The organism is Providencia sp. PROV109 (assembly GCF_033681625.1).
Taxonomy (GTDB): Bacteria; Pseudomonadota; Gammaproteobacteria; order Enterobacterales; family Enterobacteriaceae; genus Providencia; species Providencia hangzhouensis.
This window is the reverse complement of the sequence record NZ_CP096320.1, coordinates 2535911-2551522: the sequence shown is the minus strand read 5'-3', so window position 1 is coordinate 2551522 and position 15612 is coordinate 2535911. Positions and strand designations below refer to the sequence as shown.

Here is a 15612-nt window from a genome sequence, read left to right as displayed (position 1 = left end):
TTAGCACCATGAAGTAGATATAAAAGCTCTGTGTCATTTTCAGGATAGACAGAGCTTTTTTGTTGTATATAGGAAAATAATAAGTTTCATTATTACTAATTCTAATAATAAGGAAAGGCGATGAAGGGTTTGGGTTTTTTGTTGATGTCTATTATTGCAGAAGTCATTGCGACGACAACATTGAAAGCATCTGATGGTTTTAGTCGTTTTTGGCCGTCTTTGATTGTTATTGTTGGCTATGCTGTCTCTTTTTGGGGGCTTTCGCAGGTAGTAAAAACAATGCCATTGGGTATTGCTTATGCAATTTGGTCTGGTTTAGGGATCGTGTTGGTTTCCGTCGCTGCAATTTATATTTACAACCAAAAACTCGATTTACCTGCAATTATTGGTATGCTATTAATTATTATTGGTGTTTTAGTCATCAATTTATTTTCAAAAAGCGGCGGGCACTAAACAGTTGGTGCAAAATGTTCAGGTAGCATGATAGGAGAAGCAGGGAATGAGGCATAGGGTTAATCATTTTTTTCAGCCAATAATAGCAATGTCACTTATTGGCGTTATATCTGTCATGTTATCTGCGTGTGGTAGTTCAAATGTGGATAAATCGGTGGAACATTCTGCGAGTCAGTATGCTCAACAAGTGGTCAATTTAGGCCCCGGTGCACAAGAAGCTTGTATGTCAGCGGGTGGGTTGCCCGCACTCACATTAGAATTAAATGGGTCACAAACTGCAGTATGCCAATTTGCGAATGGTAAACGTTGTGCTGTTGACATTATACAATCTGGCTCTTGTATATAACTCTTCTTTTTATGAAGTTAATTAATTTTCTTTTAATGGAAAGTTAATTAACTTCATGCATTTATTATAACTGAATGTTAAATTAATATTCATCATTTCTTTTTTTAATTATATTCTAATTGCTCATTTATAAATCATCTAATTATGAACATCTATTTAAGTGTTTATTTTAATTATTGATATTTAACGGCGAAGTTACTAATATTAAATAATAAAGAAAAGTTTAAATAATTATAAAAGCATATATAAAGACATTTCCATTTATTAAAGAGTAATGCCTAATGAAAAAGAAAATTGAAGAGTATGATGGCCCCGCTGCGGGTTGGGGGGCTGTAAAAGCAGTTGCAGAAGCTTTACGTGGCCAAATGAAAGTAGGACACGATATCATTGCAATGTTTGAAATGAATAAGGTGGATGGCTTTGATTGCCCTGGCTGTGCGTGGCCTGACCCTGTACATACAGCATCATTTGATATTTGTGAAAATGGCGCAAAAGCAATTGCTTGGGAAGCAACATCTAAAAAAACAACCCCGGAATTTTTTTCTAAATATACTGTAACAGAATTACTCGAATGGGATGACTTTCATTTAGAAGATGAAGGGCGTTTAACTCACCCCATGAAATATAATTCACAAACAGATAAATATGAACCTATCGAATGGGAAGAAGCCTTTCAACAAATAGGTACGCGTTTACAAAGTTATTCAGACCCAAATACCGTTGAATTTTATACCTCCGGCCGGACTTCAAATGAAGCCGCATTTTTATATCAATTACTGGCTCGTGAATATGGAACAAATAATTTTCCAGACTGTTCAAATATGTGCCATGAGCCAACGAGTGTTGGTCTTGCTAACTCTATTGGTGTCGGTAAGGCGACGGTATTATTAGACGACTTTGATAAAGCAGATTTAGTGATTTGTATAGGTCATAACCCTGGGACTAACCACCCGAGGATGTTGAGCTCATTGCGTGAAGTTTCTAAACGCGGCGCAAAGATCATTGCAATAAACCCTTTAAGAGAGCGTGGTCTTGAGCGCTTTACCTATCCACAAGACGTGTTAGAAATGCTAACGCTAGAATCTACACCTTTAGCGGGGCACTATTATAAAGTTCGTGTTGGTGGAGACACTGCGTTACTTAAAGGGGTTATGAAGTTATTGATTGAAAAGCACCAAGCCGCAGTAGATGAAGGAAAAGAGCCTATTCTCGATACTGAATTCATATCAACTCATACACAGGGTTATGAAGCTTTAAAAAATGACTTACTGACAACAAGTTGGAAGGATATTTTAAGGGTTTCTGGCTTGCCACGCGAGTCTATCGAAGAGATTGCAGACCTTTATATTGAAGCAAAAAGCACCATTATTTGTTATGGCATGGGGATCACTCAGCACGAACATGGTACGCAGAATGTTCAGCAATTAGTCAATTTGCTGCTACTTAAGGGCAATATTGGTCGGGAAGGTGCGGGTATCTGCCCATTGCGTGGCCACTCGAATGTGCAAGGTGATAGAACCGTTGGCATTACAGAAAAACCGTCAAAAAGCTTTTTAGACAAAATTGAACAACGATTTGGTTTTAAGCCACCAAGCGAATTCGGTCATGCTGCAGTCGCGAGCATGCAAGCCATTTCTGAAGGAAAAGCGAATGCTTTAATTTGCATGGGAGGAAATTTAGCGGTTGCAATGCCTGATAAAGACGCTTGTTTTGCTGGTATGAAAAAGCTTGATTTAGCGGTTCATACTGCAACTAAACTAAATCGCTCCCATTTATTAACAGCTAAGCAAACATTCTTATTACCCGTATTGGGTCGCAGTGAAATAGACAGACAAAGCAGTGGTGTGCAATGTGTTACTGTAGAAGACTCAATGTCGATGGTTCACGCATCAAAAGGTTTACTTAAACCATGTAGCCCTTACCTTAAATCTGAGTGTGCGATAATCGCAGGAATAGCTAAAGCGGCAATACCTCAGAGTAAAGTCGAATGGGATGATTTTATCGGTAACTATGACTTGATCCGTGACGCAATGGAGGCGGTATTACCTGGCTTTGATGATTACAATGCACGTATTAAAATACCGGGAGGATTTCACCTGACAAACGCTGCTTCTGAGCGTCGTTGGTTAACTCAATCAGGTAAAGCTAATTTTGTACCGACAGAAGGCGTTATTGAAGACCCGAATTCAGCAGTAAACAGTGAATTGATTTTGGCAACATTACGCAGCCATGACCAGTATAATACTACAATTTATGGGCTAAATGACCGATACCGTGGTGTGTTTGGGCAACGAGATGTTGTTTTCATCAGTGGTGCAGAAGCCCAAAAACAGAAGTTACAGGCGGGAGATAAAGTGAATCTCATCGCATTAGACCGTGAACAAAAACCGACAAAACGCCGTTTAGATAACCTCACTGTGGTGATCTATGATATGGCAGACCGAAGTGTTGCCACTTATTTCCCTGAAGCCAATAATTTAATTTCATTAGATAATTTCGACCCGCAATGTGGTATTCCTGCGTATAAAAATATCCCTGTGAAATTAGAGAGAGTCATTCAATAGATAGATGTTATTGTTTAGGAACCCCAAATGTTGAATTTAACATTTGGGGTTTTAAAGATTATTTTTTGGCTGGGAAGAATTGGCTGATGATAACAATGATTGCAACTAAGAGATAAGCCGCGAAGATACCAATTAACCATTGTGGCATATCAAGCCCTAAGAATGCCCATTGCCTAACGGCACAGTCACCTGTTGCTTCAAACACTGCCGGGACCCACTCTTGTAATGGTAACCAGTCAGGGAAATTAACGAAAAAATCGCAAGAAGCAAATGGAGAAGGATAAAGTTGTAGCATGGTATGTTCCCATGCAAGGTCTAAGCCACGCCAAGCAGAGTAAACCCAAATAAGAATTGCTACCCAGCGTATTACCATATTCCGTGGTGCTATTGCCCCAATTAAGCCAGCAACCATAATGCCAAGTAATGCAACACGTTCATAGACACACATAACACAGGGTTGTAGCTTCATCACATGTTGAAAATATAAGGCCGCACACTCGAGCATAAAGGCAATAAAGGCCATGAGTAGCCAGGCGCCTCTTCCTTGCGAGCAGTAGTTAAAAAATCTGAACATACTTAGTATCCTAATTGAGTAATGCGCACATTTTGCCTCTATCAGCTCGATAAAAAAAGCAATTAAAGTGAAATAATGCAATTTCAGATAAGGCTTTACCTAACATTACAATTAGCCATATTGGTATATGGCTAATTGTTTTAAAGTATAGTTACTGGGCGAATGTAATCAAACCGATACTTTCCATCCAATGAGTGATTGGTACTAGCCAGAGCTCTACCCCTAATAACCCGACAATAGTCATTACGATGGTATATGGAAGAGCCATCCAAACCATACGACCGTAGGATAAACGGATTAGTGGAGATAACGCTGAGGTTAATAAGAATAAGAAAGCAGCTTGCCCATTAGGTGTTGCAACAGAAGGCAGGTTAGTACCTGTATTAATTGCTACGGCTAAGAATTGGTATTGTTCCATTGATACCAAACCTTCATTCGCTGCTTTTAAGGCTTCAGTAATGTAAACAGTCCCTACGAATACGTTATCTGATACGGCAGAGAGTAGGCCATTAAATAGATAGAATAATGATAATTGTGACGACTCAGAGGATTGCAGCACAAACTGAATAAATGGGGTGAATAGTTGTTGGTCAATGATTACGGCTACAATACTAAAGAAGACAGTTAATAATGCGGTAAAGGGTAACGCTTCCTCGAAGGCTTTCCCCAACGCATGTTCTTCTGTGATACCACAAAATGCGGTCGTTAGCACGATAACAGAAAGACCAATAAGGCCAACTTCCGCTAAATGGAAAGCAAGAGCAACGATTAACCACACGCCAATTAAGCCCTGAACGACTAACTGTGCAAGATCTCTTTTGGTACGTTTAGCCGTCAGTTTTTTATCGTGCTCAGTCAAAATTTGACGTACAGAGTCAGGAAGCTCAGCACCGTAACCAAATAGCTTGAACTTTTCAACAACAAAACAGACAACCAAGCCACAAATAAAAACAGGTATGGTCACAGGAGCCATACGAATATAAAAAGTAATGAAGTCCCAATTAACATGCTTTGCAATGATAAGGTTTTGTGGTTCACCAACCATGGTCATGACACCACCAAGCGCGGTACCAATACCGGCATGCATCATTAAGCTACGTAAAAATGCCCTAAATTGCTCAAGGGTTTGCTTTTGTTCCGCACTATTAATGAAACCATCATTTTGTAGGTCAGTGTTGCTGGGCTGGTTAGAGGCATATTGGTGATAGATAGAATAAAAGCCAATTGAGACGCTAATGACGACGGCAATAACGGTTAATGCGTCTAAAAATGCGGATAAAAATGCACTTGCCATACAAAAAGCAAGGGAAAGAATGCGTTTAGAGCGCACGTTTATCAACAGTTTGGTGAAAACAAATAACAGTAATTGCTTCATGAAGTAGATACCAGCTACCATAAAAATCAGTAACAGGATAACTTCAAGGTTATTGCTAATTTCATGTGAAATTTGGGCAGGGGTGGTCATACCAATAATAACGGCTTCTATGGCTAAAAGACCACCTGGCTGCAATGGGTAACATTTAAGAGCCATTGCTAATGTGAATATGAATTCAACAACTAATAGCCAGCCTGCGACGAAGGGGCTGATGAAGTAAAAGATAATAGGGTTAATTATTAAAAATACAATAATTGCTAATTTGTACCAATCAGGCGAATTTCCCAGGAAATTTTTCAAAAAAGCAGTTTTTAAACTAAAATCCATTATGATTCGTTATCCTCTTTTATGCGGATGTCGTGTATTGTGCTATACATACTACTCTTATCTTTTGCGGATTTTAAGCTTATTTGCTAATTGAGAGCTTATGAATTATATGGAAATTCTATGATTTGCCTCACTCTTTATTTTTAGTCTAACTATATCAGACGATGACAATCTGGTATGATTTGCCCAATATCCGTCTAAATGTTTGGAATAATAAAAATATGGTTATTAAAGCTCAAAGTCCGGCTGGTTTCGCGGAAGAGTATATTATTGAGAGCATATGGAACAACCGCTTTCCACCAGGTTCAATTTTACCCGCAGAGCGTGAGCTTTCGGAATTAATTGGTGTGACACGAACAACCTTACGTGAGGTGTTACAGCGCTTGGCTCGGGACGGTTGGCTAACCATTCAGCATGGTAAACCAACTAAAGTGAATAACTATTGGGAAACGTCTGGTCTAAATATTTTGGAGACATTGGCTAGGCTAGATCACGATAGGGTGCCCCAGCTAATCGATAATTTATTGGCAGTACGTACCAATATCGCTGCTATTTTTATCCGTACAGCCTTTCGAAATAACCCCGAGAAATCAATAGAAGTATTAGCTGAGCGGGAAAAAGTTGAAGATAATTCAGATGCATTTAGTGATTTGGATTATAACATTTTCCGTGGTCTTGCATTTGCATCCGGTAACCCGATCTATGGCTTGATTATTAACGGCTTAAAAGGGCTTTATACCCGTGTTGGTCGCTATTATTTTTCGAACCCAGAAGCTAGGCGTTTAGCGTTAAATTTCTATCAACAATTAAGCCATCTTTGTCGTGAACAAGCCTATGACCGTATTATGGATTGTGTGCGTAATTATGGAAAAGAAAGTGGAATAATTTGGCATAGTATGCAAAGCAATATGCCTTCAGATTTAGCTCAAAGTCGCTAATTAATTAGCGGTGATACACTTAAGGCCAGCATGTTGCATTGAATCTGCATGCTGGTTTTTTTATCGTTAATGATTGACAGTTTTTAGTCACATAGCCACCGAATACGAAAATGAAGCGAAAAAACCAATTTTTGTTGGTTTTTTTGAAATTTAATGCTGACAAAACCCCTCGAATTGGTTTAATAAAATAAACATATTTTATTGGGCGCATCACTTGAATCGATAGAAAACTCTGAATTAACAAAATAGATAAATTGCCATTATTTTATCCAATTGAATTATAAGAATTTAAATTTATGCTTAAATTTTAGTCTAGTATTTAATATCGACATGTAAAAAAAATGTGATGAAATTTAAATTTTTTAACTTTATTGTTAAAAGTGTTAATCCACCACATTGGCAAATAATTTCTAGAATATTATCCTAAAATAAATGATGCATATTTTTATTTTGCGGGGAAGCTATGAAAATTCTAGTGTTAGGTGCGGGAGTGATCGGTGTAACAACAGCATGGTATTTAGCACAAGAAGGGCACGAAGTGCTGGTGGTGGATAGACAACATGATGTAGCAGAGGAAACAAGCGCAGCAAATGCAGGGCAAGTATCCCCTGGCTATGCAACCCCATGGGGGGCTCCTGGTATCCCCCTTAAAGCCGTGAAATGGATGTTTGAAAAACATGCGCCCTTGGCAATACGTCCAGATGGTACGTTATTTCAACTGCGTTGGATGTGGCAGATGCTAAAAAACTGCGATATCCAACATTATGCGATGAATAAAAGCCGTATGGTGCGCATTGCAGAATACAGCCGTGATTGTATTCGCCAATTAAGAGTGGATACAGGCATTGAATATGAAGCTCGTCAAGGTGGCACCTTACAGCTTTTTCGTACGGCAGAGCAGTTTGATAATGCAGCGAATGATATTGCGGTCTTACGGCAAGAAGGTGTTCCATACGAATTATTGACGTCTAATGAATTAGTTAAAGCGGAACCTGCGTTAGAGTTTGTCAAGCACAAGCTTACAGGGGGGTTGCGATTACCCAATGATGAAACAGGGGATTGCCAGCAGTTCACCAAAAAACTGGCTAAAATGGCGCAAAATGCGGGAGTCCAATTCAAATTTGGTAGCCGGATTGAACAGATTTTAACCGAAGGTAACAAAGTTAGCGGCGTTAAAATAGATGGTGAAATTTTGCAAGCGGACCGATATGTAGTAGCGATGGGCTCTTATTCCACCTCAATGCTACAACGTCTGGTTCAAATTCCGGTTTACCCACTCAAAGGCTATTCATTGACGATGTCAATTATTGATGAACAGCGTGCCCCAATGTCTACTATCTTGGATGAAACATACAAAATTGCAGTAACGCGGTTTGACAAGCGTATTCGTGTCGGTGGAATGGCTGAAGTCGTTGGGTTTAATTTGAATATCCTGAAAAAACGCTGCGAAACATTAAAAATGGTGGTACAAGATTTATATCAAGGCGGTGGTGATATTGCACAAGCGCAATTTTGGACGGGGCTGCGCCCAATGACACCGGATGGTACCCCAATAGTTGGGCCGACTGCATACAGTAATTTATATTTAAATACAGGGCATGGGACGCTGGGCTGGACAATGGCTTGTGGTGCAGGAAAACTGCTAGCAGATTTAATTTCAGGGAACACACCAGAGATAGCGTCTGATGATTTATCGGTATTTAGGTACCTTGATGGCTTTAATACCAAACTGGTTACTCATGGTGATTTAACTCCAGCACGTTAAGCGTTTGATGTTTTGGCATCATTGTAATTTTAGAATTAATTAAATGTACTAAGGAATTAAAATGCCGCGCCCTATAAGTGCTGTTATTCATCTACAAAATTTACAACATAATTTGGCTATTGTACGGCAACATGTTGGAAACTCGAAAATTTGGTCAGTCATGAAAGCAGACGGTTATGGTCACGGTATCAAGCAGATTTGGCCTGCATTAAAAGAAACGGATGGTTTTGGGGTATTGGATTTTGATGAGGCCATTTTATTGCGAAAAGAAGGGTGGAAAGGGCCAATTCTATTGTTAGAAGGTTTTTTTCAGCCACAAGACTTACAATTGATTGACCAGTATAATTTAACAACCAGCGTTCATAGTGAGTGGCAATTGTTTGCTATTGAAAATGCACAATTATCATCACCTATTTCAGTCTATATAAAACTAAATAGCGGCATGAATCGATTAGGTTTTTCACCGAGCGAATACGAAAGTGTGGTTCAACGGTTATCTAAAATGTCGAATGTACGCAGTTTAACGTTAATGAGTCACTTTGCTAATTCAGATACCAAAACGGGCGTTACTGAACCTTTTCAACAAATCCAGCAATTTGAACACTTATCTTTAGAAACCTGTATCGCAAATTCAGGGGCAACACTGTGGCATAAACACACACAATATGATTGGATTCGTACAGGTATTTTGCTGTATGGCGCTTCTCCAAGTGGAAAATCTACTGATATATCTGGGTTGAACTTGAAGGCGGCGATGACCTTACAGTCAGAAGTGATCGCTATCCATGAAATTCCAGCAGGTCAATCAATTGGTTATGGTAGCCGGTTTACATCGACTAAACCTATGCGTATTGCGACAGTAGCGTGTGGTTATGCAGATGGGTACCCTAGACATGCTGCCAATGGAACGCCTGTATGGTGCAAAGAAAAGCGTTGTGCGCTACTGGGGGCTGTTTCAATGGATATGCTGACAATTGATATCAGTGACTGTGGCGATGTTAAGCTTGGTGAGCGAGTGGAGTTATGGGGGCAAAACTTACCGGTTGATGAGGTTGCACAAGCTGCGGGGACAATTGGTTATGAGCTACTTTGTGCGCTAGCAAAAAGAGTTCCTGTTTCTTATGAAAATAAAGTAGAATAAATATTAATCAGTCACGCTAAAAACAGTTAAAATTTAGCTTTAAATGTGATTTCGATTAAGCATATTGGGATTATAGCTATATTGTTATAACATATAGCTGTGATCTATTTCTCATTATTTTTAGGTTGAATATATGTCAAAAGCAATTAAATTAACGACACTTGCGGTGGCTTTGAGTGTGTTATCTGGGGCCGCCTTTGCAGGAACTTGGTCAGTTGGTGGTTCAGTATTAGCACAGTCAACACCTTATAAAGGAATTAAGAGCCGTGACTATGTCACGCCAGTGCCTATTGTTAATTATGATAGTGAGAATTTCTATTTTCATACATTAGCAGCTGGTTATTATTTATGGAATGATACACAAGACCAGTTATCATTGGATGCTTATTATTACCCACAATTTTTTAAACCTAAAGACAATGATGATAAAGCAATGCGTGAATTAGACCGTCGCCGTGATACGGTGATGACCGGTCTGACTTATCGTCATAAAGCTGATTGGGGGACACTAAGAACGAATATTTCTGGTGATATCTTAGGTATCAGTAATGGTATTCGTGGTGAGTTTGCCTACCTGTATGGCTTTGAAGGTGATAAATGGTCAATCACTCCAGGCCTTGGTATTAAATGGGATAGTAAGAACCAAAACCGTTATGAATATGGCGTGTCTTCAAAAGAATCACGTAATAGCGGTTTAAAACGTTATAATCCAGGTTCAAGTTGGACACCATACATTGAAGTGACAGGAAATTACCGCTTTGATGAAAATTGGACTGTATTCGCAATGGGCCGTGTTGACCGCCTACCAAGTGAAGTGAAAGATAGCCCAATGGTAAATAAAGATGTTTCCGCCATTATGTGGACAGGTGTCACTTACACATTCTAAGTTTGTGATAGAAAATTAAATTAATTAGCCCCTGATATTCTTACAATTATCAGGGGCTAATTTTATCTATCTAGTTATCTATCTAGAAAATTTATATTCTTAGAATGGATAATTAATCTTGCGGCTTATTATCGCGACTGACCATCACTAAAGAAAGACGAGCAGGGTGTTGTGCTTCACTTTTCATCGGGACGTTGATCCTTGCCGTTTCTACACAAACCATTTGTTTGTACCCATTATTTGGCATGTCATCCATGCTACATGATAATTCTGCCCAAGGGTTCCAACAGACAACATCACTATTATGGTAATGGTGAATTTCTATTGTACGTGCCCAGCCATCATCACGTAATAAGCTGTATTCTTCCGGTTCTGAATAAATACGATCGGTGTGCTTATTAAATTTGAGTGGCTCATTCACATAAGCTTCTTTATCTGCGACTTTATCGAAGTAGTGGCCGCCTAACCCATAGACGGTGGCTTTTTGGATATCACTGATATTGAAATAACTATGCAATGCGGCAGTCGTTTCGAAATCTCCATAACTTTCTAATTCAAGTTCACATGTTTCCCCAAGTTTCATACGTAAGATCAGGGTGAACTCATGGGGCCATAATTTACGGGTATAGTCGGTATCCGTTAACGTGAAGGTTAAAATAACACCATCTTCATGTTCATTATGTGCGGTGAATTGCCAAGGTAAAATTCGTGCAAAACCATGACTAGGACTGGCAACAGGACCGAACCAAGGCCAACAAATAGGAATACCACCGCGAATAGCAACGCCTTCTTTAAAGGCACTTTCTGAACTTAGCCATAAGCAAGGTTTTTGCCCCGCGGGTTGCCAATCAATAAGTTGAGCGCCTTGTAAACTGACAGCACCACGTACTTTGGGATGTGAAATAACAATAAGTGGGAGCTCATCGAGTTGGCGTTGAGTAATGTAAGCAGAGACTTGTTTAATGACTGGTAGTGTAAAAAGTTTGTCATGCATGGTATTAGGCCTGTGTTCATTCACTTAAATTATTTAGAAGTACCTGTTTGGCATATTTAAAGCCGCAGTGAATCGTATTCGTTCTAAAATAAGTCATGTTTATAGCGTATCCAATAGATGATCAACCATAAGCGATATTGCGGAAAATATGAAGTGTTAATTTGTTATTGGATACGATACAAAAGAGCCGCCAAATTGGCGGCTCAGTTAGACAGATTACATTACAGCTCTTATTTAGAGATGTGAGCGATCAGGTCTAAAACTTTGTTAGAGTAACCCGTTTCGTTGTCATACCAAGAAACTAATTTAACAAAGTTGTCGTTCAGTGCGATACCTGCTTTAGCATCAAATACTGAAGTCAGTTTTTCACCGTTGAAGTCAGTTGATACAACGTCATCTTCAGTGTAACCCAGAACGCCTTTCAGTTCGCCTGCAGCTGCTTCTTTGATAGCATCACAGATTTGAGCATAAGTTGCTGGTTTTTCTAAACGAACAGTTAAATCAACAACTGATACGTTAGGAGTAGGTACACGGAAAGACATACCAGTCAGTTTACCGTTCAGCTCAGGGATAACTTTACCTACGGCTTTAGCAGCACCGGTTGATGAAGGGATGATGTTTTGAGCAGCACCACGACCACCACGCCAGTCTTTGTGTGAAGGACCATCAACAGTTTTTTGTGTTGCAGTTGTTGCGTGAACTGTTGTCATCAGACCTTCAACGATACCGAACTTGTCATTGATAACTTTAGCCAGTGGAGCTAAGCAGTTAGTTGTACAAGATGCGTTAGAAACGATTTCTTGACCTGCGTAAGCTTTGTGGTTAACGCCCATAACGAACATAGGAGTATCATCTTTAGAAGGGCCAGTCAGAACAACTTTCTTAGCGCCAGCTTGGATGTGTTTACGTGCAGTTTCATCAGTTAAGAAGATACCTGTTGCTTCAGCAACGACGTCAACACCGACTTCGTTCCATTTCAGGTTCGCAGGATCTTTTTCTGCTGTTACACGGATTTTTTTGCCGTTTACAACTAGGTGACCATCTTTAACTTCAACAGTACCGTTGAAACGACCATGAGTTGAGTCGTATTTCAGCATGTATGCCATGTATTCTGCATCGAGCAGGTCGTTGATAGCAACGATTTCGATGTCAGAACGCTCTTGTGCAGCACGGAAAACGATACGGCCAATACGACCAAAACCATTAATACCTACTTTGATAGTCATAGTATTTCCACCAGCTATTTATTCGTGAATTAAGTTGTAGTTAAAGTTACCAAAACCTTGCCAGCCGTCAAGCGGAATCGTGTCAATTATTGAAAAAAATCAATTCTGATACCACCAACTGCTTATTTGTCAGCCACTTCAGCGGCAAATACAGCCGCACGTATTATCGGGATTGTACGGCATAATGAAACCATCTATCAGTGATATATGTGATACGGTTCACAAATCAAAACGGAAAGTAAGATGCTTCTTAGTTTAGAATAGTTTTACAGAAAATGTTGTTAATTTTTTGTTGATTGAAATTGATGTATGATAACCATCAACCACTTTAGTTATTTAAATATTTAGGTATGACATGTCAAGCAAAGATAAACAACCTATTGATATTTCAGAATTAAATGAGATGCAGCGTTACGTTACACAGCAAGCAGGTACCGAGCCGCCATTTAGTGGCCAATTATTGCATAACCGTAAAGAAGGTGTGTACGAGTGCTTATGCTGTGGTTCACCTTTATTTATGTCTGAGACCAAATTTGATGCAGGTTGTGGATGGCCAAGTTTTTACCAACCCGTCAATGAAGAGGCAATCAAATACATTGAGGATTTCTCTCATGGGATGCACCGCATTGAAGTTCGCTGTCAACACTGTAATGCGCATTTAGGGCATGTGTTTCCAGATGGTCCTCAGCCTACTGGTCAGCGTTACTGCATTAATTCAGCATCATTAAGCTTTATTGATGACGATAGCGGAGAAAAGACGCGTGGATAAATAGCTGAAGCGTGCTGAAGTCATTTTTTTAGAATGACAAAAACGATTCAGCTATTGGCTGAAATCAAGAATAATAAAATAATGAGTGAATTATGTATTTGAAGGAGCTTTACCGTGAGCGTTGAAGTCAGTCCTGAGCAACTTGAACAATTATTAGCAGTGATGACCCCTGAAATTTATGAACGCCTTGTGACCGCTGTTGAACTCGGTAAATGGCCAGATGGTGTGATGTTAACGCCAGAACAAAAAGAACATAGCTTACAAATGGTATTATTGTGGAAGTCACGGCATAACCATGACCCTGAGCATATGACGGTAGGGACTAATGGTGAAATTACGATGAAGAGCAAGCAAGAGCTAAAAACGTTGTTTCAAGGTGAGATGTTAGCAACATTAAAACCGCAAAATAATGATGAATAACGGTTGCTCTAGAGAATAGCTTGTTGATTCAATATGATGCTGCATAGTGACAGTGTCACTAAAACAAGTTTTCTCAATTACTAGATTTTCAATTATTACATGAGAAAACTTGTCCATAAAACATGTCCTAATGCAGGTCGGTTAATGTAATTAACCTCGCACCTTGATTTTGCATTTCGACTAAAGCTTCTTGGCTGTCATTGGCCCCGAGATTGACGCCTCTACACCCATCGACTAAAACATCTACGGTATAACCTAATTTTAACGCATCTAACACGGTAAATTTGACACAGTAATCCGTCGCAATTCCCATAATAATTAAATGCGAAATATGGTGTTCTTGTAGCCACGTATGTAGGCGCGTTTGGCTAATTTTATCATTATCAAAAAAGGCACTATAGCTATCAACCTGGGGGTTTTCCCCTTTGGTAAAAATTGCACTAATAAGCGATTGGTTTAAATTTTTGTGTAATTCAGCGCCATGTTCACCTTGTACGCAATGAATAGGCCACCAAACTTGTGTAATACCATTTAGCTCACCGACTTCGCCAATTTGAGTATTTGAATTGGCCGCGAAACTAAGGTGTGTCGCAGGGTGCCAATCTTGGCTTGCAATGATGTCTATTTGTTTTTGTTGGCAAATATCCATCGCTTTATTAGCAACATCAATAACATGTTCGCTTTCATTTACTGCTAATGTGCCACCCGTGCAGAAATCGTTTTGTAAATCGACTAACAGTAATGCTGCTTTCATTATGTCCTCAGTATGTTATCTGTTATTCATCAGCATAGCTCAACTCGCCGCGTAAATTATTCTGCATTAACTCACGGATTAAAGCAGGGGTATAATTTTGACTCAGTAAGTAGTGCAATTTACTTAAGGCGGCTTCAAAAGTCATGTCATATCCACTTATCACACCCGCTTCTGCAAGTGCGTGTCCTGTGGCGTAGCCTTCCATATTAACACGGCCAGAAATACATTGTGTCAGGTTCACCACAATAATCCCTCGGTTCGTTGCTTCACGGAGTATGCGCAGTAATTCAGGCTGCTGAGGGGCATTACCGACACCGTAAGAGCGCAATATCAGCGCTTTAACGGGTTGTTGGAGAATGTTGCGTACAATTTCAATTGATAGCCCTGGATAAAGTGTCACAACGCCGATAGGTTGAGGTGTAATTCGGTGACTTTTAAATTCACCTATACCAATAGGCGCAGGGCACGTATTAAATGAGCGAATATGAATGCCAGCTTCAATTAATGGCGAACAGTTAGGTGAACTGAAAGCATCAAAGCCATCTGCATGGGCCTTAACAGTGCGGTTACCGCGATATAATTTATTATTGAAAAATAATCCCACTTCATTAATGGGGTAGTTTGCTGCTAAATATAATGCATTTAGTAGATTAGTTTGCCCATCAGAACGTAATGCTTCTAAAGGGATTTGTGACCCTGTCACTATTACGGGTTTTTTCAAGTTTTCAAACATGAAAGATAACGCTGAGGCAGTGAAAGCCATCGTGTCAGTGCCATGTAATATGACAAACCCATCATAAAGTGGATAGTTCTCACGTATATCATCAGCGATAAGTTGCCAGTCTTCAGGAGTGATATCAGATGAATCAATTAAAGGCTGATGTTCACGGATCGTAAACTCAGGCATTTCAGGGCGGTGAAACTCGGGCATCTGAGCTAACTGAGCTTGCAAATGACCGGAAACAGGAATATATCCCTGTGGTGAATGGCGCATGCCAATTGTTCCACCAGTGTAAACAACATAAATTGATTTCTTCTGCATCTTATTACCTAATTTATCCAACTTATCGAAGGAGAGTG

At 39.6% G+C, this 15612-nt stretch carries 15 protein-coding genes; 9 read left to right on the top strand and 6 right to left on the bottom strand.

Features of this window, described 5'->3' with window-relative positions; genetic code table 11:
• The first annotated feature begins 120 nt into the window (after positions 1-120).
• From M1F25_RS11755 to M1F25_RS11745, 3 genes are all read left to right on the top strand, one after another.
• On the top strand, positions 121-453 hold the full coding sequence (locus M1F25_RS11755; RefSeq protein WP_004254027.1) for a DMT family transporter: 333 nt from the start codon (positions 121-123) through the stop codon (positions 451-453).
• 46 nt (positions 454-499) lie between these two features.
• A complete protein-coding gene (locus M1F25_RS11750) occupies positions 500-799 on the top strand; it encodes a DUF333 domain-containing protein (RefSeq protein WP_004254028.1) in 300 nt (99 codons plus the stop codon).
• 281 nt (positions 800-1080) lie between these two features.
• The gene (locus M1F25_RS11745; protein ID WP_004254029.1) at positions 1081-3363 is read left to right on the top strand and encodes an FdhF/YdeP family oxidoreductase; all 2283 of its coding nucleotides are present in this window, start codon (positions 1081-1083) and stop codon (positions 3361-3363) included.
• A gap of 58 nt (positions 3364-3421) precedes the next feature.
• On the opposite strand, the gene dsbB is transcribed toward M1F25_RS11745, so the two are convergent.
• On the bottom strand, positions 3422-3937 hold the full coding sequence (gene dsbB / locus M1F25_RS11740) for a disulfide bond formation protein DsbB (protein ID WP_004254030.1): 516 nt from the start codon (positions 3935-3937) through the stop codon (positions 3422-3424).
• Between the two features lie 151 nt (positions 3938-4088).
• A complete protein-coding gene (gene nhaB / locus M1F25_RS11735; protein WP_004254031.1) occupies positions 4089-5639 on the bottom strand; it encodes a sodium/proton antiporter NhaB in 1551 nt (516 codons plus the stop codon).
• Positions 5640-5860: 221 nt separating this feature from the next.
• Between nhaB and fadR the strand changes: the two genes are divergently transcribed.
• The 4 genes from fadR (at position 5861) to M1F25_RS11715 (ending at position 10369) form a co-directional block, all read left to right on the top strand.
• Positions 5861-6577: a fatty acid metabolism transcriptional regulator FadR gene (fadR, locus tag M1F25_RS11730; RefSeq protein WP_094960513.1), complete on the top strand. Its 717-nt coding sequence runs from the start codon at positions 5861-5863 to the stop codon at positions 6575-6577.
• A 463-nt stretch (positions 6578-7040) separates the two neighbouring features.
• Positions 7041-8342: a D-amino acid dehydrogenase gene (locus tag M1F25_RS11725; protein ID WP_181487926.1), complete on the top strand. Its 1302-nt coding sequence runs from the start codon at positions 7041-7043 to the stop codon at positions 8340-8342.
• A 61-nt stretch (positions 8343-8403) separates the two neighbouring features.
• Positions 8404-9483, top strand: coding sequence for an alanine racemase (alr, locus tag M1F25_RS11720; RefSeq protein ID WP_181487924.1), 1080 nt, complete (start codon positions 8404-8406; stop codon positions 9481-9483).
• Positions 9484-9616: 133 nt separating this feature from the next.
• Positions 9617-10369 (top strand): MipA/OmpV family protein, encoded by a 753-nt coding sequence (locus M1F25_RS11715; protein WP_004254041.1) that lies wholly within the window; start codon positions 9617-9619, stop codon positions 10367-10369.
• A gap of 112 nt (positions 10370-10481) precedes the next feature.
• Here M1F25_RS11715 and M1F25_RS11710 read toward each other — a convergent pair whose 3' ends face one another.
• Both M1F25_RS11710 and gapA read right to left on the bottom strand, forming a co-directional pair.
• Positions 10482-11363, bottom strand: a complete 882-nt coding sequence (locus M1F25_RS11710) for a D-hexose-6-phosphate mutarotase (protein ID WP_181487923.1) — start codon at positions 11361-11363, stop codon at positions 10482-10484.
• 230 nt (positions 11364-11593) lie between these two features.
• Positions 11594-12589, bottom strand: a complete 996-nt coding sequence (gene gapA, locus M1F25_RS11705) for a glyceraldehyde-3-phosphate dehydrogenase (protein ID WP_004254049.1) — start codon at positions 12587-12589, stop codon at positions 11594-11596.
• Positions 12590-12944: 355 nt separating this feature from the next.
• Here gapA and msrB point away from each other — a divergent pair, with 355 nt between their 5' ends.
• A complete protein-coding gene (gene msrB, locus M1F25_RS11700; RefSeq protein ID WP_004254053.1) occupies positions 12945-13358 on the top strand; it encodes a peptide-methionine (R)-S-oxide reductase MsrB in 414 nt (137 codons plus the stop codon).
• 114 nt (positions 13359-13472) lie between these two features.
• Entirely contained in the window at positions 13473-13778 is a 306-nt protein-coding gene (locus tag M1F25_RS11695; protein ID WP_181487922.1) for a YeaC family protein, read from the top strand.
• Positions 13779-13905: 127 nt separating this feature from the next.
• On the opposite strand, the gene pncA is transcribed toward M1F25_RS11695, so the two are convergent.
• Complete coding sequence (gene pncA, locus M1F25_RS11690; protein WP_004254059.1) at positions 13906-14532, bottom strand: bifunctional nicotinamidase/pyrazinamidase; 627 nt, start codon at positions 14530-14532, stop codon at positions 13906-13908.
• A gap of 22 nt (positions 14533-14554) precedes the next feature.
• Complete coding sequence (gene ansA, locus M1F25_RS11685) at positions 14555-15574, bottom strand: asparaginase (RefSeq protein ID WP_181487920.1); 1020 nt, start codon at positions 15572-15574, stop codon at positions 14555-14557.
• Between the last annotated feature and the right edge of the window lie 38 nt (positions 15575-15612).

Excerpts from the sequence above, each read along its gene's own strand:
- pncA (WP_004254059.1), bottom strand. The coding sequence starts at position 14,532 with ATGAAAGCAGCATTACTGTTAGTCGATTTACAAAACGATTTCTGCACG.
- ansA (WP_181487920.1), bottom strand. The coding sequence starts at position 15,574 with ATGCAGAAGAAATCAATTTATGTTGTTTACACTGGTGGAACAATTGGC.
- alr (WP_181487924.1), top strand. The coding sequence starts at position 8,404 with ATGCCGCGCCCTATAAGTGCTGTTATTCATCTACAAAATTTACAACAT.
- nhaB (WP_004254031.1), bottom strand. The coding sequence starts at position 5,639 with ATGGATTTTAGTTTAAAAACTGCTTTTTTGAAAAATTTCCTGGGAAAT.
- M1F25_RS11710 (WP_181487923.1), bottom strand. The coding sequence starts at position 11,363 with ATGCATGACAAACTTTTTACACTACCAGTCATTAAACAAGTCTCTGCT.
- M1F25_RS11755 (WP_004254027.1), top strand. The coding sequence starts at position 121 with ATGAAGGGTTTGGGTTTTTTGTTGATGTCTATTATTGCAGAAGTCATT.
- gapA (WP_004254049.1), bottom strand. The coding sequence starts at position 12,589 with ATGACTATCAAAGTAGGTATTAATGGTTTTGGTCGTATTGGCCGTATC.
- M1F25_RS11725 (WP_181487926.1), top strand. The coding sequence starts at position 7,041 with ATGAAAATTCTAGTGTTAGGTGCGGGAGTGATCGGTGTAACAACAGCA.
- M1F25_RS11745 (WP_004254029.1), top strand. The coding sequence starts at position 1,081 with ATGAAAAAGAAAATTGAAGAGTATGATGGCCCCGCTGCGGGTTGGGGG.
- fadR (WP_094960513.1), top strand. The coding sequence starts at position 5,861 with ATGGTTATTAAAGCTCAAAGTCCGGCTGGTTTCGCGGAAGAGTATATT.
- msrB (WP_004254053.1), top strand. The coding sequence starts at position 12,945 with ATGTCAAGCAAAGATAAACAACCTATTGATATTTCAGAATTAAATGAG.
- M1F25_RS11750 (WP_004254028.1), top strand. The coding sequence starts at position 500 with ATGAGGCATAGGGTTAATCATTTTTTTCAGCCAATAATAGCAATGTCA.
- dsbB (WP_004254030.1), bottom strand. The coding sequence starts at position 3,937 with ATGTTCAGATTTTTTAACTACTGCTCGCAAGGAAGAGGCGCCTGGCTA.
- M1F25_RS11715 (WP_004254041.1), top strand. The coding sequence starts at position 9,617 with ATGTCAAAAGCAATTAAATTAACGACACTTGCGGTGGCTTTGAGTGTG.